Annotated in this window: 16 protein-coding genes; 12 read left to right on the top strand and 4 right to left on the bottom strand. The window is 64.4% G+C overall.

The window, feature by feature from the left end:
* Nucleotides 1-3: 3 nt before the first annotated feature.
* Both A4R29_RS27410 and A4R29_RS27405 read left to right on the top strand, forming a co-directional pair.
* Entirely contained in the window at nucleotides 4-591 is a 588-nt protein-coding gene (locus A4R29_RS27410) for a nicotinate-nucleotide adenylyltransferase (RefSeq protein ID WP_013529070.1), read from the top strand.
* Nucleotides 592-659: 68 nt separating this feature from the next.
* Nucleotides 660-1,943, top strand: a complete 1,284-nt coding sequence (locus A4R29_RS27405) for an MFS transporter (RefSeq protein ID WP_063173270.1) — start codon at nucleotides 660-662, stop codon at nucleotides 1,941-1,943.
* 9 nt (nucleotides 1,944-1,952) lie between these two features.
* Here the strand turns inward: A4R29_RS27405 and A4R29_RS27400 are convergent, their stop codons facing one another.
* Complete coding sequence (locus A4R29_RS27400) at nucleotides 1,953-2,804, bottom strand: mechanosensitive ion channel family protein (protein WP_013529072.1); 852 nt, start codon at nucleotides 2,802-2,804, stop codon at nucleotides 1,953-1,955.
* 242 nt (nucleotides 2,805-3,046) lie between these two features.
* Here A4R29_RS27400 and rsfS point away from each other — a divergent pair, with 242 nt between their 5' ends.
* The 10 genes from rsfS (at nucleotide 3,047) to A4R29_RS27350 (ending at nucleotide 12,558) form a co-directional block, all read left to right on the top strand.
* Complete coding sequence (rsfS, locus tag A4R29_RS27395; RefSeq protein ID WP_013529073.1) at nucleotides 3,047-3,424, top strand: ribosome silencing factor; 378 nt, start codon at nucleotides 3,047-3,049, stop codon at nucleotides 3,422-3,424.
* A 27-nt stretch (nucleotides 3,425-3,451) separates the two neighbouring features.
* On the top strand, nucleotides 3,452-3,934 hold the full coding sequence (rlmH, locus tag A4R29_RS27390; RefSeq protein WP_013529074.1) for a 23S rRNA (pseudouridine(1915)-N(3))-methyltransferase RlmH: 483 nt from the start codon (nucleotides 3,452-3,454) through the stop codon (nucleotides 3,932-3,934).
* A gap of 124 nt (nucleotides 3,935-4,058) precedes the next feature.
* On the top strand, nucleotides 4,059-5,396 hold the full coding sequence (locus A4R29_RS27385; protein ID WP_063173269.1) for a murein hydrolase activator EnvC family protein: 1,338 nt from the start codon (nucleotides 4,059-4,061) through the stop codon (nucleotides 5,394-5,396).
* Nucleotides 5,397-6,728: a S41 family peptidase gene (locus tag A4R29_RS27380; protein ID WP_024502881.1), complete on the top strand. Its 1,332-nt coding sequence runs from the start codon at nucleotides 5,397-5,399 to the stop codon at nucleotides 6,726-6,728.
* A gap of 212 nt (nucleotides 6,729-6,940) precedes the next feature.
* Nucleotides 6,941-8,119: a divergent polysaccharide deacetylase family protein gene (locus A4R29_RS27375; protein ID WP_027163441.1), complete on the top strand. Its 1,179-nt coding sequence runs from the start codon at nucleotides 6,941-6,943 to the stop codon at nucleotides 8,117-8,119.
* Between the two features lie 30 nt (nucleotides 8,120-8,149).
* Nucleotides 8,150-8,671 carry an RNA pyrophosphohydrolase gene (locus A4R29_RS27370; RefSeq protein ID WP_013529078.1) on the top strand — a complete coding sequence of 174 codons (522 nt, stop codon included), beginning with the start codon at nucleotides 8,150-8,152 and terminating at the stop codon, nucleotides 8,669-8,671.
* A 117-nt stretch (nucleotides 8,672-8,788) separates the two neighbouring features.
* Nucleotides 8,789-9,928 (top strand): alanine racemase, encoded by a 1,140-nt coding sequence (gene alr / locus A4R29_RS27365; RefSeq protein WP_063173268.1) that lies wholly within the window; start codon nucleotides 8,789-8,791, stop codon nucleotides 9,926-9,928.
* 274 nt (nucleotides 9,929-10,202) lie between these two features.
* Nucleotides 10,203-10,625, top strand: coding sequence for a nucleoside diphosphate kinase regulator (gene rnk, locus A4R29_RS27360; protein ID WP_027162554.1), 423 nt, complete (start codon nucleotides 10,203-10,205; stop codon nucleotides 10,623-10,625).
* A gap of 2 nt (nucleotides 10,626-10,627) precedes the next feature.
* The gene (locus tag A4R29_RS27355; protein WP_081714251.1) at nucleotides 10,628-11,182 is read left to right on the top strand and encodes a GreA/GreB family elongation factor; all 555 of its coding nucleotides are present in this window, start codon (nucleotides 10,628-10,630) and stop codon (nucleotides 11,180-11,182) included.
* Nucleotides 11,183-11,301: 119 nt separating this feature from the next.
* Nucleotides 11,302-12,558 (top strand): D-amino acid dehydrogenase, encoded by a 1,257-nt coding sequence (locus A4R29_RS27350; RefSeq protein ID WP_024502886.1) that lies wholly within the window; start codon nucleotides 11,302-11,304, stop codon nucleotides 12,556-12,558.
* A gap of 4 nt (nucleotides 12,559-12,562) precedes the next feature.
* Here A4R29_RS27350 and A4R29_RS27345 read toward each other — a convergent pair whose 3' ends face one another.
* From A4R29_RS27345 to A4R29_RS27335, 3 genes are all read right to left on the bottom strand, one after another.
* Complete coding sequence (locus tag A4R29_RS27345) at nucleotides 12,563-14,719, bottom strand: phospholipase D-like domain-containing protein (protein ID WP_063173267.1); 2,157 nt, start codon at nucleotides 14,717-14,719, stop codon at nucleotides 12,563-12,565.
* Complete coding sequence (locus A4R29_RS27340) at nucleotides 14,716-15,159, bottom strand: phospholipase A2 family protein (protein WP_013529084.1); 444 nt, start codon at nucleotides 15,157-15,159, stop codon at nucleotides 14,716-14,718. The genes A4R29_RS27345 and A4R29_RS27340 overlap by 4 nt, the downstream gene beginning before the upstream one ends.
* A 216-nt stretch (nucleotides 15,160-15,375) precedes the next feature.
* Nucleotides 15,376-16,257, bottom strand: coding sequence for a LysR family transcriptional regulator (locus A4R29_RS27335; protein WP_013529085.1), 882 nt, complete (start codon nucleotides 16,255-16,257; stop codon nucleotides 15,376-15,378).
* Nucleotides 16,258-16,358 lie beyond the last annotated feature (101 nt).

Here is a 16,358-nt window from a genome sequence, read left to right as displayed (position 1 = left end):
AAAATGCCGCACGCCGAGAAAGGCCTTGCCGTTGGCCTGTTCGGCGGTTCGTTCAATCCGCCGCATGCCGGCCATGCGCTGGTCGCCGAGATCGCGCTCAGACGCCTGGCGCTCGACCAGTTGTGGTGGATGGTGACGCCGGGCAATCCGCTGAAGAACACCAGGGAGTTGGCGCCGCTGGGCGAACGGCTGCAGCTGTCGGAACAGATCGCCAAGAACCCGAAGATCAAGGTCACCGCTTTCGAAGCCGCCCATCACGTCCGCTACACCGCCGATACGCTGGCGCTGGTCAAGGCGCGCAACCCTGGTGTCGATTTCGTCTGGATCATGGGTGCCGACAGTCTACGCGATTTCCATCGCTGGCAGCGCTGGCGCGAGATCGTCATGACCTTCCCGATCGCCGTCATCGATCGCCCGGGCGCGACGCTGTCGTTCCTGTCCTCGGTCGTCGCCAAGACCTTCGACTATGCCCGCATCGACGAGGGCGATGCGCCGCGGCTTGCCCGCATGAAGGCGCCGGCCTGGACCTTCATTCACGGCCCGCGCTCGTCGCTGTCATCGAGCGCGATCCGCAAGCTGGCGAAGGGGTGAGCCCGGCCGCCCGGCCATGTCGCTTTTATCGCTTCCTTTGCCCGTTTCATGGGCAATCCTGAGCAGGCATGTCGATTCCCAGGAAAAACCGCAGCGAAGCCGAGCAGGGCGCCGAGCCCACGCCGCTGATCGCGATTGCCAGCGTCATCGTGTCGATGGCGCTGATTGCCGTCGGCAACGGGCTGATGTTTGCCTACATCCCGGTCCGGCTTGGCGCAGAAGGTTTCGATCCGACCTGGGCCGGGCTGATCATCACCGGGCTTTCGGCCGGCGGGCTCGCCGGCTGCATCTTGACCGGACCGCTGGTGCGAAGGGTCGGCCATGCCCGCGCCTTCATGGTGCTGTCGGCGCTGATCGCGCTGGCCAACGCCGCTGTCGGCGCCGGGGTCCTTCCGCTGCTGTGGATAGCCGCCCGCGCGCTCTACGGCTTTGCCATCTGTGGCCTGTTCATCGTCGCGCAGAGCTGGCTGAACGATGCGGTTGCCAACGCCATCCGCGGCCGGGTGATGGCTTTCTTCTACGTTGCCTATGTCGCCGGGCTCGGCGTCGGCTACGCGACGCTAGCGCTGGTCGATATCAGGACAGCGGATGCGCCGCTGATCGGCATCGTCTTCACCGCGCTGTCGATCCTCCCTGTCGGGATGACCAAACTTGCCCAGCCGCCGGCGCCGCAGGCGGCCTCGGTGGCGCTGCGCCGTGCCTGGCGGGTTTCACCGGTCGGCGTCGCCGGCATGCTTGCCGTCGGCGGCCTGTCGATGTCGATTGCTGGCTTCGCACCGATCCACGCCACGGCCAAGGGCTACAGCCAGGCCGACGTGGCGCTGCTGCTTTCGGCGATGCCTCTCGGCACGCTGATCCTGCAGATCCCGCTTGGCTGGATTTCCGACCGAACCGACCGCCGCTATGTGCTGATCGCCGCATCCGCGCTCGCCATGGTCGCCGGCCTGTTTGCACTCGGGTTCGATGGCGGCGCGCTGGCCGCGTTGGTTGTGATCTACATCGTGTGGGACGGCGCTTCGGAATCGATCTATTCGCTGGCCAGTGCGCACGCCGCCGACCGCGCCGGCAAGGACGACATGGTGGCGCTGTCCAGTTCGCTTTTGTTTGCCTGGTCGTTGTCGGGCTTCGTCGTGCCCGGCATCGTGACGGCGCTGTCGACCGTCTTCGGGACGCAGGCTTTCATCTATGTGGCTGTTCTCATCGCCGCAGCCTTCTGCCTGTTCGTGCTTTTGCGTGTGTTCACGACGCGTGCGGTCCCGGTCGGCGAAACCGGCAGTTTCGCACCGATGACGGCGCAGGCGCCGTTGCCGGTCGAACTCGCCTTCGCACCGGACGATGAGGGCCGGCACTGAGCCACCCGACTATTGTCGACGGGCTTCCGGCGACGGGGCTTCCGGTGGCGGCAGCGGGATCGATATGCCTTCGCTATCGAATTCCTGTTTGGCGCGCTTGGTGAGATCGGTCTGGGTGGCGAAGAAGTCGGCCGACGATGTCCAGTAGCGCAAGGCAATCGAAACAGTGCTGTCGCCCAATGTCGCGACGAAAGCGATCGGTGCCGGCTCACGCTTGACCCGCCGTTCGGCGGCGGCAATGGCAAGCAAGGTCTTTTGGGCCCTGTCGATGTCGTTCCAGGAGCCGATGCTGAGTGTGATGTCGCTACGGCGCACGCCATTGCGCGAAAAGTTGCGCACCGGCTGGTTCCACAGCGTCGAGTTGGGCGCCAATATGTAGACCCCGTCGGCCGTCCTGAGCTTGGTTGCGAACAGGCCGATCTCCTCGATCGTACCGGCAATCGAACCGACCTCGACGGACTCGCCGATGCGAAACGGCCGCAGTGCCAGAAGCATGATGCCGGCCGCGATGTTCTGCAGCGTGCCTTGCAACGCCAGGCCGATGGCGAGGCCAATGGCACCGATCGCGGCAATGATCGAGGCCGTCTGCACGCCGAACTGGCCGAGCACCATGATGGTGACGAGGATCAGGATGGCATAGCGGACGATCTTGGAGAAGAAATGCCGCAACGTCGCGTCGAAACCATGGATATGGCCGAGACCGGCGAAGATCGAACGTTCGGCAAGGCCGGCGACGATATAGCCGACAATCAAGAGGATAACGGCACCGATGGCCGAGAAGGAGTAGGAAACAATCAGCGTGCTCAGTTGGGCGAGGCCAGCCTGGACGCTGAGGAAGGCGTTTTGCGGGTCGATCGGCATGGGGGAAATCCGGTTGGTCGGTGAGCCGATAACCCATGCCGACGGCGAGGGTTCCGATCTTTTCCGGTGTGCGGCGGAACCACAGGAGCGACAATACGTTCGTGCGAGGCAGGGTCCCGTCTTGAAACTGTCAGGGAACTCTGCCTATCTAAGTGGTGTCACCTGCTTCAAGGGGTGATTTGGTTGTTCTTGCTGCGAAAGGAAATACACTGAGAACAGCACTGCGGAAGAAGGCCGATATCATGCCTTCGCCGGCCAGGATCAGCGTAGACGACGCCGTGTCCCGCGCCATCAAGACAGTCCTTGCCAGTCTGGAAGACTCCAAGGCCGAAAATATTGTCTCCATCGACATCCAGGGGAAATCGAGCCTCGGCGACTATATGGTCGTCGCTTCGGGCCGATCGCACCGTCATGTCGCGGCTGTCGCCGATCATCTTCTCAAAGCGATCAAGGATGCCGGTCTCGGCACCGCGCGCGTCGAGGGGCTGTCCGGCGCCGACTGGGTCCTGATCGATTCTGGCGACATCATCGTCCATGTCTTCCGCCCCGAAGTCCGCGAATTCTACAATCTCGAAAAGATGTGGCAGGCGCCGGACCTCGAGGAAGAAACGCTCCACTAAGTCGTTCGCGCGGCTTACAAGGCAAGGATGAAGATATCAGTTCATGCCGTGGGCCGGATGAAAGCCGGCCCCGAGAAGCTGCTGGCCGACCGCTATTTCGAGCGCTTCGCCAAGAGCGGCCCGGCGGTGGGGCTGGAATTTGGCGGCATTGCCGAAATAGCCGAGGGGCGCGGCCAGACTGCCAACGAGCGCCGGCGTGAGGAAGGCCAGAAACTGCAGACGCAGTTGCAGCCCGGCACCGCCCTGATCCTGCTCGACGAACGCGGCAAAAGCTTTTCCTCGGAAGATTTCGCCGGGCGCCTCGGCCTGTTGCGTGACGGTGGCCGCAAGGCGCTGATCATCGCCATCGGCGGCGCCGACGGCCACGATCAGTCGCTGCGCGACCAGGCCGAACTGGTGATGTCGTTCGGATTGCTGACATGGCCGCATCAACTGGTGCGCGTGATGCTGGGAGAGCAGCTTTATCGTGTGGCCACCATCCTTTCGGGACATCCCTACCATCGCTCGTAAGCCGGTGAATTGGTGCGACACACCCGGATTTCCGCCCCAATGCCAACGTAACATTGCATCGAGTGGGCGGTTTCGAACATGGTTGATTGTTCGTTAACGAAGCCACGCATAGAGTCGGGCTTCAATGTCTGAAGACAGAAAATCAAGAACGGGCTCATGGCGCGCGCGCTGCGGCATCGCGGCGGCGGTGCTTGTGCTGTCGCTGCATGTGGGGCGGGCGGAAAACACGCTCGACATGGCTCCCGATCCGGACCAGAGCCGGGCCGAATACGAACGGGTCTCGAAGGAGATCTCGCTGTCGTCGGAACGATTGGCCAAGCTCTCCGCCGACATCGCGACGATCAAGAAGGATCACGCCTCGATCACCGCCGCATTGATCCAGTCGGCGATGACCGAGCAGAAGCTCGGCCAGGACATCGAGGACATCGGCGCCAGGCTGGAAGGGTTGAAGGGCCAGGAACAGAAGATCCGCGCCTCGCTGATGGCGCGGCGCGACGTTCTGGCCGAAGTGCTGGGCGCGCTGCAGCGCATGGGCCTCAACCCGCCGCCGGCGATCCTGGTCAAGCCCGAGGACGCGCTGTCGTCGGTGCGCAGCGCCATCCTGCTCGGCGCGGTGGTGCCGGAACTGCGCCAGCAGACCGATAGCCTGCTTGCCGATCTCAAGGAACAGACCAGGATTACGGCGTCGATCGAGGCCGAACGGGCGCGGCTGACGGCGGCGGTCGGCGACCAGACGGCGGAAAAGAAGCGGCTCGGCATGCTGCTGGAGGCCAAGCAGAAGCTCGAAGCCGACACGCAAACGCAAATGGCCGCGGAAAAGCAGCGATCCGAAGCGCTGGCGGCCAAGGCCGGCAGCCTGAAAGAGTTGATCGCCTCGCTCGAAGCGCAGGCCGACAAGAGCCGCAAGGCCGCCGATGCCGCCAAGGCCGCTGAGCAGAAGACGGCGGATGGCGACAAGACATCCGCGCCGGCGGAACTGGCGTCGCTGCCCGTTCCGGAAAGCAACCAACTTGCCGCCGCGGTGCCCTTTTCGGCGCTGCAGGGACAGATCGCACTGCCGGTGACCGGCCGCATCAAGCGGCGTTTCGGCGCCGACGACGGTAACGGCGCGGTGATGCTAGGCGACATGGTTGCGACACAATCGGGAGCCATCGTTACCGCGCCGGCGGATGGAAATGTGCTTTATGCGGGGCCGTTTCGCTCTTATGGTCAACTCTTGATCCTGAACGCAGGCGACGGCTATCATGTCGTTTTGGCGGGGATGAGCAGAATCAGCGTCGCGACCGGTCAATCAGTGCTTGCAGGAGAGCCGATCGGTGCGATGGGAGAGGCCCGGGTGGCGAGCACCTCGGTTTCGAAGAATGGAAATGCCACGCCGGAACTCTATGTCGAGTTCCGCAAGGATGGAAAACCCGTCGATCCGGCCCCATGGTGGGCGGACCGTTTTTCTGGAAGGACGTGAATAATGCGGAAACTGTCGCTTCTGTTTGCCGGTGCGCTGATGGGCGCGTCCGCCATGAGCCTGGTCTATGGCGCACCCGGCTCGGCGGCGAACGCTGCAGGGTCGGAGACCTACAAGCAACTGGCGATCTTCGGCGATATCTTCGAGCGCGTGCGGGCACAGTATGTGACGCCGCCCGACGACAAGTCGCTGGTCGAGAATGCCATCAACGGCATGCTGGCTTCGCTTGACCCGCACTCCTCCTACATGAATGCCGAGCAGGCGCAGGATATGCGCGTCCAGACCAAGGGCGAGTTCGGCGGCCTCGGCATCGAAGTCACCATGGAGAACGATCTGGTCAAGGTGATCACGCCGATCGACGACACGCCGGCCGCCAAGGCAGGCGTGCTGGCCGGCGACTACATCGCCAAGATCGACGGCGAAGAGGTTCGCGGCCTGACCCTCAACGATGCGGTCGACAAGATGCGCGGCCTGGTCAACACGCCGATCAAGCTGACCATCCTGCGCCAGGGCGCCGACAAGCCGATCGAACTGACGGTCGTGCGCGACATCATCAAGGTCAAGGCGGTCAAGTTCCGGGTCGAGAACGACATCGGCTACATGAAGATCACCTCCTTCACCGAAAAGACCTACGACGACCTCGAGAACGCCATCGACACCATCAAGAAGCAGATTCCCGACGACAAGCTGAAGGGCTACGTTCTGGATCTCCGCCTCAATCCGGGTGGCCTGCTCGACCAGGCGGTGAGCGTGTCCGATGCCTTCCTCAACCGCGGCGAGATCGTCTCGACGCGCGGCCGCGACCCCAAGGACGTCACCCGCTTCGACGCCAAGCCCAAGCAGGTCGACGACATCAACGGCAAGCCGATGATCGTCCTGGTCAATGGCGGTTCGGCCAGTGCCTCGGAAATCGTCGCCGGCGCGCTGCAGGACCTGCGCCGCGTCACGGTGGTCGGCACGCAGTCCTTCGGCAAGGGTTCGGTGCAGACCATCATTCCGCTCGGCGAGAATGGTGCGCTCAGGCTGACGACGGCGCTCTATTACACGCCGTCCGGCAAGTCGATCCAGGGCAAGGGCATCACGCCCGACATCAAGGTCGAACAGCCACTGCCGCCGGAACTGCAGGGCAGGGATCTGACGCGTGGCGAATCCGATCTCAAGGGCCATATCAAGGGCGCCGACGAGAGCACGACGGGTTCGGGCTCTGCGGCCTATGTGCCGCCGGATCCGAAAGACGATCTGCAGCTCATCTATGCCGAGCAGCTGCTGCGTGGCCAGAAGACCGATCCGTCCTTCCCGCCCAATCCGCAAAAGGCGGTTCTCAACCAGTAGGGATCTGGAGCGGCGCACGCGCCGCTCCATCTTTCTGTTTGAGCATGATGGAAGCAATGCGATGCTGCCGGGACCGAAAGGTTCCGGCAGTTTGATTCGGGGGCGAGGCAAAGCTCCCAAGGCATGGCGCGGGGGTGCGCCGGGATTGATGAATTCGCGCATGCCGTTTCGAAGTGGCTTCGCCTTCGGAGCCATGCGCCCGGGGATTACGCTTGACTGATATCGGCAAGGACATCGAACGCCCGCTCGGACAGGCAGTCCGGCCGCCGCGCGCCGCCGGCAAGCTCAGCGGCGGTGCGATCATGGCGACAGTGGCCGTGCTGGTGGTGGCAGGCATCTCCGGCGCGATCGCGCTCAGGGAAAAGCCGTTTCGTAAGCCGCAAGAGGTTGCCGTTTCAACGCCGAAAGTGACCGCGGCGGCCGAACCTGCCGCCGCGCCGCCTGCATTGGCCCCGGCGGCACCGAAGCCGGAGGCGCCGGTCAAATCAGGTGGGCCGCAGATCATCCATGTGCAGACGGAGGAGGGCGATGGGCCGCCCAAGGCAGCGATCGTCATTCGCGACCCGTCGACCGTCGGCCAGAACCTGAAGATCGCGCATATTCCCGACAAGGCGCTGATCGAGGCCAGCGAGACCGGGCCTTTGCCGGTGCGCGCCGCCGATGGCAGGCGGCCGTTCGACGTCTATGCGCGGCCTTGGTCGGGTGGGCGCGGCGCACGGGTGGCGATCGTCATCGGCGGGCTTTCGGTTTCGCAGACCGGCACCCAGGCGGCCATCGCCAAGCTGCCGGCGGAAGTGACGCTGGCCTTCGCGCCGCAAGGCAACAGCATCGGCCGCTGGATGCAGGCAGCCAGGCAGAGCGGCCACGAGATCGTCATGCAGGTGCCGCTCGAACCGTTCGATTATCCCAAGGTCAATCCGGGACGCAACACGCTGACGGTGGCGGCGAGCGCGGACGAGAACCTGAAGAGCCTGCACTGGGCGCTGTCGCGGACGACCAACTATACCGGCGTCATGAACTATATGGGCGCCCGCTTTTCCGCTGACGCGGCGGCGATGGAGCCGTTCATCGCCGAGCTCGGCAAACGCGGCCTCGCCTATATCGATGACGGCTCGTCGTCGCGCAGTCTGGCGCCGGATCTGGCGCTGAAGGACGGCGTGCCCTTCGTCGCCGGCGACATGGCGATCGATGCCGTGCAGGATCGCGGCGAAATCCTGAAGAAGCTCGACAGCCTGGAGGCGACCGCGCGGGCCAAAGGCACTGCCGTCGGCATCGGTTCGGCCTTCGACCTGACGGTCGATACCGTGTCATCCTGGGTGGTCGAGGCCAAGAAGCGCGGCATCGAGATCGTGCCGATTTCAGCGGTGGCTATCGATCCGCAAAAAGGCTAGCCCTCGGAAGACGGCTGGAAAGAGTGACTGATGCCAAAGACGAACAAAATCGACCGCGAAACGCTGCCTTACCGACCCTGCGTCGGGCTGATGATCCTCAATGCCGAGGGCCTGGTCTGGGTCGGGCACCGCATTGCCGAACCGGACAGCGAATTTGCCGGCACGACGCAGCTCTGGCAGATGCCACAAGGCGGCATCGACGAGGGCGAGGAGCCCCTGCAGGCGGCCGAGCGCGAGCTCTATGAGGAGACCGGCATGCGCGGCGTCTCGCTACTGGCCGAGGCGCCGGACTGGATCAACTATGATTTGCCGGAGCATCTCGTCGGCATCGCCTTCAAGGGCCGGTATCGCGGCCAGACGCAGAAATGGTTCGCCTTTCGTTTCCACGGCGATGTCAGCGAGATCCAGATCAATCCGCCGCCGGGTGGCCACACCGCCGAGTTCGACAAATGGGCATGGCGGCCGATGCAGGACCTTCCCGACCTGATCGTGCCGTTCAAGCGCCATGTCTATGAGGATGTGGTGGCGGCGTTCCGGCATCTGGTGCGATAGTAGGGGAGTAGGGGAGTAGGGGAGTAGGGTTGAATGTTCTGTTGCGGTCCGCGCCAAATTCTACTGACTACTGACTACTGACTACTGACTAACCCATCCACCACAAGAACGGTCGCCATGAACGACGCCCTCCAAAAATCGCCGCCAGAAGAGGTCACCGCCACAAGCGAAGTGGCGGCTGGGGCCATCCTCACCATCGACCTCGGTGCAATCCGTGAAAACTACCGGCGGCTGAAGGCGCGGTTGGGCGATGTTGCCTGCGCTGGTGTGCTCAAGGCGGACGGCTACGGCCTTGGCGCCGGCCAGGTCGGGGCGGCACTGCTGCGCGAAGGCTGCGATATCTTCTTCGTTGCGCTTCTGGGCGAAGGCGTCGCCCTGCGCCGCTCGCTTGGGGCCGGCCCTGCCATTTTCGTGTTGAACGGCATTCCGCCCGGTGCCGAGACGGACGCCGTGGCAGCAAACCTTTGCGCTGTTATCAACAGCCCCGAGCAACTGGCAGCCTGGCGTTCTGCGGCCCGCCGCGCCGGCCGAAAACTGCCGGCCGCGGTCCAGGTCGACAGCGGCATGTCGCGGCTCGGCATGGCGCCCCGGGATGTGGAGCGCATCGCCGCCGATCCGCAGGCTTTCGACGGCATCGACATCCGTTACGTGATGAGCCATCTGGCCTGCGCCGACGAGCCGGAGCACCCGGCCAATGAGCTGCAGCGACTGGCATTCGAGCAGCTGCGCAAGATGCTGCCGGCGGCACCGGCCTCGCTGACCAATTCCTCCGGCATCTTTCTTGGGCCGTCCTTTCACTACGATCTCGCCCGCCCCGGTGCCGCCCTCTACGGCATCAATCCGACGCCGCCAAAGTCCAATCCGATGCTGCCGGTGGTGCGGTTGCAGGCAAAGGTGGCACAGACGCGAAGCGTCGAAAAAGGCGCCGGCGTCGGCTATGGCCACAGCTATCATGCGCAAGGCCCGCTCAGGCTGGCGACGATTTCGTTCGGCTACGCTGATGGCTGGCAACGCCGCGCCGCGTCCGCCGCCTGGTTCGAGGGCGTGCGGCTACCTTTCGTCGGGCGGGTGTCGATGGATTCGATCATTCTCGACATTTCCGCCCTGCCGGCCGGCAGGCTGCGCGAGGGTGATCTCGTCGAACTGCTCGGTCCCTCGCAAAGTGTCGATGACGCTGCCGGCCATGCCGGCACCATCGGCTACGAGATCCTGACCAGCCTCGGCCCGCGCTTCCATCGGCGCTATGTCGGCGGTTGAGCGGTTTGGCCGCGCTTGACAAGCGGACGCCTGTCGGCAAGGCTCCATGCATGAGCAACCCAGCTTATATCAGAACCTTGTTCAGGGTCTGCCCGATCGCGGGATCGTAGCCCCGGCGCGGTCGCCTTTTGGCGTCCGTCCGAACCGGGGCATTTCTACCTGACATTATCATTCCCGAGCCAGACAGCTTCGCGGCTGCCGGTTTTTCATCAAGCCACCGTTTGCGCGGCGGCAGGCGCGCGTCTGTTCGATGCGCCAAGTCATGAGGTTTGCCATGCAACATGCAACAGGATTGCGTCCACCGAGCCGGCTTCTGGTAACCGATGCCGACCATCATAGGCTGACGGGCCTGGCGCGGGCGTCGCTCGACCGCGTGCCCGAGACGGCCGAAGAATTGCTTTCGGAGATGGACCGTGCCGTTGTCACGGCAGCGGCTTCCATGCCGGCCAATGTCGTGCGGATGGGTTCGGCGGTGACAATCCGCAACGATGGCGGCAACATCCAGCGCGTCACGCTGGTCTATCCCGGCGAAGCAGACATCAGTGAAAACAGGATCTCGGTGCTGACGCCGATGGGGACGGCGCTCATCGGCGCGACCGCTGGGCAGACGGTGTGCTGGAGCAGCCGTGGCGGCCGGGAACTGTCGGCGACCATCGAAGTGGTCGATACGCCGGCCTGCGGGCGGGAGGGGGCCTGATCATGGAGACGGCGATGACAGGCGCGAATTTCCAGCTGACGACAAAGGACTTCGCCGTCCTCGAAATCATGTTGGAGCGTCGGCGGGCTTTCGCGGATCCGATTGTTCCAATGCTTGAAGACAAGCTTTCCAAGGCCGAGGTCGTCGCGATCGATTCGGTCGGATCCGATATCGTGACGCTGAACAGCAGGCTGGTATTCCGTGTCGATGCCGGCCCCGCCCAGACCCGGACCCTGGTGCAGAACGAGGTGCGCGGCCCGGTCGGCTCCAGCCTGTCGATCATGACAAGGCGGGGGCTTTGCATGCTCGGCATGGCCGAGGGCCAGACTGCATGGATCGAACAGGCCGACGGCAGGCGGGAGTCGGTCCTGATCGCGACCGTGCTCTACCAGCCGGAGGCCGCGCGGCGTGCCGTCAGGGAGAAATCCCAGGCCGAGGCGCGACGGCCGCATGGGCTCACCCTCGTCTACAGCGCCGCAGCCGATTGGCGGCCCCTTGGCGAAAGGGCCGGAATGCGGCAGACAGGGGATGACGACCCCGGTCCTGCGGCGGCGTGAACAGGCAACACTGCATGATCTCGAAAATCGGCATCGATTTTCGCCGGGGATCATGCGCAAATCGGAATGCGCCGCGTCCAGGCGTCCTCAAGGGCGTGCGACGCGGCAAGGAGTAAACGATGAAGATCATGGTGCTGGGCGGCGGCGTCATCGGAGTGACCACGGCGTACTTTCTCGCCGAGGCCGGTCACGAGGTGACGGTTCTCGACCGCCAGAAAGGCCCGGCGCTGGAAACCAGCTTCGCCAATGCCGGCGAAATTTCGCCCGGCTACGCCTCGCCCTGGGCCGGGCCCGGCATTCCGCTGAAGGCGATCAAATGGCTGCTGATGAAGCATGGCCCGCTGGTGGTGCGGCCGGCCTTCGATCCGCATATGTGGACATGGCTCATCAAGATGCTGCGCAACTGCACGGCCGAGCGCTATGCGATCAACAAGGCGCGCATGGTGCCGCTGGCCGAATACAGCCGCGATACGCTCAAGGCGCTGCGCGAAGCGACCGGCATCGCCTATGACGAGCGGACCCAGGGCACGCTGCAGCTGTTCCGGACGCAAAAGCAGCTTGACGGCACCGGCGGCGATGTCGAGGTGCTGAAGAAGTATGGCGTGCCTTACGAGATCCTCGACCAGGACGGTTGCATCGCGGCTGAGCCTGGCCTTGCCGGGGTGCGCGAAAAGTTCGTCGGCGGCCTCAGGCTGCCGCACGACGAGACCGGCGACTGCAAGATGTTCACCGACAGGCTGGCCGAACTCTGTGTGGCCCGTGGCGTCAAGTTCGAGTACGACGTGACGATCTGGCGCGTCATCCGCAGCCGCAACCGCATTGCCAATCTCAGCACCAGCAAGGGCTGGAAGACCGCCGACGCCTATGTGATGGCGCTGGGCAGTTATTCGGCGGGTTTCATGCGCCGGGTGAAGCGGCCGATCCCGGTCTATCCGGTCAAGGGCTATTCGATCACCGTGCCGATCAAGGACGCCGCCGCGGCACCGGTGTCGACGGTGATGGACGAGACCTACAAGGTGGCGATCACCCGGCTTGGCGACCGCATCCGGGTTGGCGGCACGGCCGAGATTTCCGGCTTCGACCTCAGGCTGCACGAATCGCGGCGGCGCACGCTGGAACACTCGGTCGGCGACCTCTTTCCTGGCGCCGGCGCGATGCGGGACGCGACGTTCTGGTGCGGGCTGCGGCCGATGACGCCGGATGGCCCGCCGCTGATCGGCCGCACCGAGCTTTCCAATCTCTATCTCAACACCGGCCACGGCACGCTCGGCTGGACCATGGCTTGCGGCTCGGGCAAGGTGCTGGCCGACATCATCTCCAGCCGGGTGCCCGACATCGACGTCCGCGACCTCGCGCAGGAGCGTTATCTGCGCTAGAGAGTCAGAACGCCTGCCGGACCCAGTCCTCGTCGAAAAGCAGCCGATACGCCCACGGGATCGTCACATTGGTGGCGATCGGTTTGGAGTGGGCGACATAGTCGTCATAGATCGGCTTCATCCTGGTGTAGAAGGCCGGATCGAGCACCATCATGCCGTTCTCACTGTCGTGGAAGAAGCTGCGGTTGTTGAGGTTGACCGACGAGATGGCGACCAGCCTTTCGTCGATCATCATGATCTTGGAATGCAGCACCACGTCAGGCGCCTTGAACTCGCGGATGTTGATGCGATCGCCATATTTCTCGACGAACAGCTTGTTGAGCGCGGTGAGGAACTTGCCGCCGATATCGCCCTTGAGATCGATGCGGCCGACAATGTCGATCCTGACGCCGCGCGCGAGCGCCCGGTCAACAGCCTGGGCAAGCTTGGGCGTCAGGTTGAGGTAGGGGTTGACGATCTGGATATGGTGCTGGGCGGCGTCGACCAACTCGACGAAATAGTCCTCCAGCGCATGGCCATCCTCGTAAGGCACCGAAATGAAGTGTCGTGCCGTGCCTGAAGGACGGGCGCCGTCGGGCCGGACCGGAATGGAGAAGGGGCGCACCAGATTGGTGTCGGCGTCGCGCAGCCACACTGTCGAAAGATGCGCGGCAAGGGTCTCGACCGTGGCCGGATCGGCGAACTCGATGTCGAAGTCGCTCCAGTTCGAATAGTAGTTCAGCGAGAACCCGTCGGTCTTGCCGTATTGCTCAAGATCTGGATAGCGCGACAGATCGATCGGCTGGTGGAACAGGAAGCCGTCATGGATGTTGCGGCCGCCGACGATGGCGCGCGACCGCCGTGGATCGTCGGCAAGCGTCGCCAGCATCTTGACGTGATGGACCTTGTGCAATTGTGAAATCTGCTCGTCGATCGGCGCGCCCCGGTCCGCCCGCCAGCGATATTCCTGCAGCCCGACATTGGGGAATTCGGTCGCCAGCCGATGCAGCATGGCGTCGTCCTTGTCGCGCTCCAGCACGTCGGTGACCAGGATGCGCACCTTGGTGCCGAGGGCTGCATGATGACGGATCAGCCGTTCGATGATGCGGCCGGAGAAGTCGGCCTTGAACTCCAGGGATGACAGATAGATCAGCTTCAGTTTTGGGGCCCTGGAGAAGTCGAGCGGCAGCTCCGGGTCGCCCTTGTCGATGGCGCTGTCGGACAGCGGCGCTCCCATCAGCGCCTCGACCTTGGCGTTGAAGCCATCGCGCGATTTGCGCAGCAGGCGCGGCTTTCCGATCGGCAAGGCACAGGTCTGCGACAGCCAACGGCTGGCATAGAAGGCGCGGCTGAGAGGATCGAGGCCGGTTGGGTCTGGCGTCGGGCAACGCTCGTAGCGACTGTCGAAAGCGGCAAGCGCCGGATCGGCGGTCTCTTCGCGTCGGATGGTGAGCGGCGCGCCGGCCGGAGCAAGGCTGGAGCGGATTCTTGCCGCGCAGCGGTTCAGGCCGTCACTTGGAAACAGGCTGACCGTATCGTCCTCGCCGGACAGGCGAAAGCGAAATGCCGTGCCCGTGGCGATGGTGCGTGAAGCGCCGCCGGCACGGATCGCCAGCGTGCCGTCGCAGACGCCTTCGATGTCGGCCGGTTGCTTGCCGGCCTGGCGCAGCACGATCTCGACGCTGCGCGCTTGCAGGCCGGAGAAATCGAAGGTCTTGGGCGCCGAAGGCCGCGCCGCCGCATCGATGTAGAGCGTCTGTCGCGACACCCGCCAGCGTCCGTCAAAATGACCCTCGCCGCTGTTGGCGCCGGCTGGCGGCAGATGCGTTTCGGCGACCGGCCCGGCGAGTTTTTGCAGCGTCCGGTAGGTCGCCTGGAAATCGCTGTTGGCGATCTCATGGCGGTCGTGGCCGAAAGGGCCGGTGCCGTTGGCGCGGTCCATGGCGCCAAGCTGATGGCGGGCGAGCAGCGCCAGGAAGCGTTTTTCGTAGTCGCTGGTGCCGGCGTCGCCGAAAAACTGCGCGGCGACGATCCGTGGCCCAGCTGTCTCCGCGGAGAGCGCGGGTCGCGCGCAAGCGCTCTGGCCTTGCAGGAGATCGCAGGCATTGCGACCAGTACCGGCACAGCCGGCAAGGACAGCCAGCCCGAACAGAACGACGGCGATGAATGCGCGACCCTTCACCCGGCCGCTCCGGTCTTCAGAGCGCTCAATTGCGCCGGATCGCGCGGCGGCATGAAGCCCTGGGGGAAGACCTTGCAGACGGGAATGGCGAAGGTGGCGATCAGCAGTTCGGCCTCGCCGCGCATCTTGCGCGGCGTTGCGTTGTCGTCACGGATCGCTTTCGCCGAGGCGACCAGGGCGCCGTCGCAGTCGCAATGGTTGTGGCGGGCGATGTAGCAGGCATCATGCGTCTGGCAGGCCGCGTCGAGGCGGTCGGCCGGTCGGGCCGACAGATCGCCGGTGCGGGTGCCGGGGCCGCAATAATTGCCGAAGACGAAAGGCGAAGGCCGCGCCATGGCGTAGCGGATCGGTTTGGGCAGTTCGGCCTCCGGAACCTTCGTCCACGGATTGGCGCAAGCGGAAACGAAAAGCAGCGGCAGGATGGCAAGAACGGCTCGCATGTCTATCCGCGCCAGCTTTCTGAAAGGTTTCCCACCCGGCGACCTGCCCGTGGCCGGTGACCGCACGCCTGATGCCACACTGGCCGGTTTTGTGGCAAGGAAAAGGCGGCACGGCCAAAGCGTATCGCGTTTGATCGGATTCATGCGATGCGCTTTAGCGTCTTAGTTTATGCATGTCGTTCGCCCAAAACCGAGATCAGTTTTGGGCGACATGCCTCAGACGAACAGGTTCCGCTCCCGCTCCACCATCTTGGTGATGAAGCTGGCGACGATCTGGACGCGGCGCAGCGGCCTGACCGATTCGTGATAGACCAGCCAGTAGGCGCGGCGGATGGGTGCCACGACATCGACCGGGACGAGTTCCGGCATCGAGCGGGCGACGAAGGTGTGCAGGATGCCGATGCCGGCGCCCGAGCGCACTGCTTCGGCCTGGCCGAGCGCCGAGGAGATGGCGAAACTGGTGCGCCAGTCCGCGCTGAATTCGGCCGCGTAGTCGAGCGAAGGGCTGACAATGAGATCCGGCACATAGCCGATAAGGGTGTGCTGGCCGAGTTCGGCCGCTGTTTTGGGCAGACCATTGGCATCGACATAAGCGCGCGAGGCAAACAGGCCGAGCGAATAGTCGACCAGCTTTCCCGCCACCAGCCGGCCTTCGGTCGGCCGCTCGACAGTGATGGCGATGTCCGCCTCGCGGCGCGACAGGGAGAAGGAGCGCGGCACCGGCACCAGCTGGATCGTCAACTCGCGGTGCAGGGCGGTCAGCGCGCCAAGGCGCTTGGCCAGGAAGGCAACGCCAAAACCGTCCGGGGCGCCGATGCGCACCGTGCCGGAAACATCGTCGCCTTCGCCTGATATGGTCGAGCGCGCGGCGATCATGTCGCCCTCCATGCGCTCGGCAATGTCGAGGAAGCGCTCGCCGGCGGGAGTCAGCTCGCTGCCGGTGGTCAGCCGGCGAAACAGCTTTGTCCGCAGCGCATCCTCGAGTGCGGCGATGCGGCGTGAGACGGTGGCGTGGTTGAGCTCCAGCCGTTTGGCGGCGCCAAGGATCTGGCCGGCACGCGCCACGGCAAGGAAGATGCGGACGTCATCCCAGTTCATGGGGATGGTCCAGATGACAATCGCTGACGCCGCGTCCTGTGGTGGGAACTCAATCTCTCAATCCCTGCTGCTATCAGACGGGTCTCCGCATTTGCGAGAAT

It is taken from the genome of Mesorhizobium ciceri biovar biserrulae (genome assembly GCF_001618845.1).
Taxonomy (GTDB): Bacteria; Pseudomonadota; Alphaproteobacteria; order Rhizobiales; family Rhizobiaceae; genus Mesorhizobium; species Mesorhizobium ciceri.
This window is presented reverse-complemented; position numbering and strand designations above follow the sequence as displayed.

What these genes read in the sequence shown, in the direction of transcription:
- A4R29_RS27410 (WP_013529070.1), top strand. Translation starts at nt 4, where the DNA reads ATGCCGCACGCCGAGAAAGGCCTTGCCGTTGGCCTGTTCGGCGGTTCG.
- A4R29_RS27405 (WP_063173270.1), top strand. Translation starts at nt 660, where the DNA reads ATGTCGATTCCCAGGAAAAACCGCAGCGAAGCCGAGCAGGGCGCCGAG.
- A4R29_RS27400 (WP_013529072.1), bottom strand. Translation starts at nt 2,804, where the DNA reads ATGCCGATCGACCCGCAAAACGCCTTCCTCAGCGTCCAGGCTGGCCTC.
- rsfS (WP_013529073.1), top strand. Translation starts at nt 3,047, where the DNA reads ATGCCTTCGCCGGCCAGGATCAGCGTAGACGACGCCGTGTCCCGCGCC.
- rlmH (WP_013529074.1), top strand. Translation starts at nt 3,452, where the DNA reads ATGAAGATATCAGTTCATGCCGTGGGCCGGATGAAAGCCGGCCCCGAG.
- A4R29_RS27385 (WP_063173269.1), top strand. Translation starts at nt 4,059, where the DNA reads ATGTCTGAAGACAGAAAATCAAGAACGGGCTCATGGCGCGCGCGCTGC.
- A4R29_RS27370 (WP_013529078.1), top strand. Translation starts at nt 8,150, where the DNA reads ATGCCAAAGACGAACAAAATCGACCGCGAAACGCTGCCTTACCGACCC.
- alr (WP_063173268.1), top strand. Translation starts at nt 8,789, where the DNA reads ATGAACGACGCCCTCCAAAAATCGCCGCCAGAAGAGGTCACCGCCACA.
- rnk (WP_027162554.1), top strand. Translation starts at nt 10,203, where the DNA reads ATGCAACATGCAACAGGATTGCGTCCACCGAGCCGGCTTCTGGTAACC.
- A4R29_RS27355 (WP_081714251.1), top strand. Translation starts at nt 10,628, where the DNA reads ATGGAGACGGCGATGACAGGCGCGAATTTCCAGCTGACGACAAAGGAC.
- A4R29_RS27350 (WP_024502886.1), top strand. Translation starts at nt 11,302, where the DNA reads ATGAAGATCATGGTGCTGGGCGGCGGCGTCATCGGAGTGACCACGGCG.
- A4R29_RS27340 (WP_013529084.1), bottom strand. Translation starts at nt 15,159, where the DNA reads ATGCGAGCCGTTCTTGCCATCCTGCCGCTGCTTTTCGTTTCCGCTTGC.
- A4R29_RS27335 (WP_013529085.1), bottom strand. Translation starts at nt 16,257, where the DNA reads ATGAACTGGGATGACGTCCGCATCTTCCTTGCCGTGGCGCGTGCCGGC.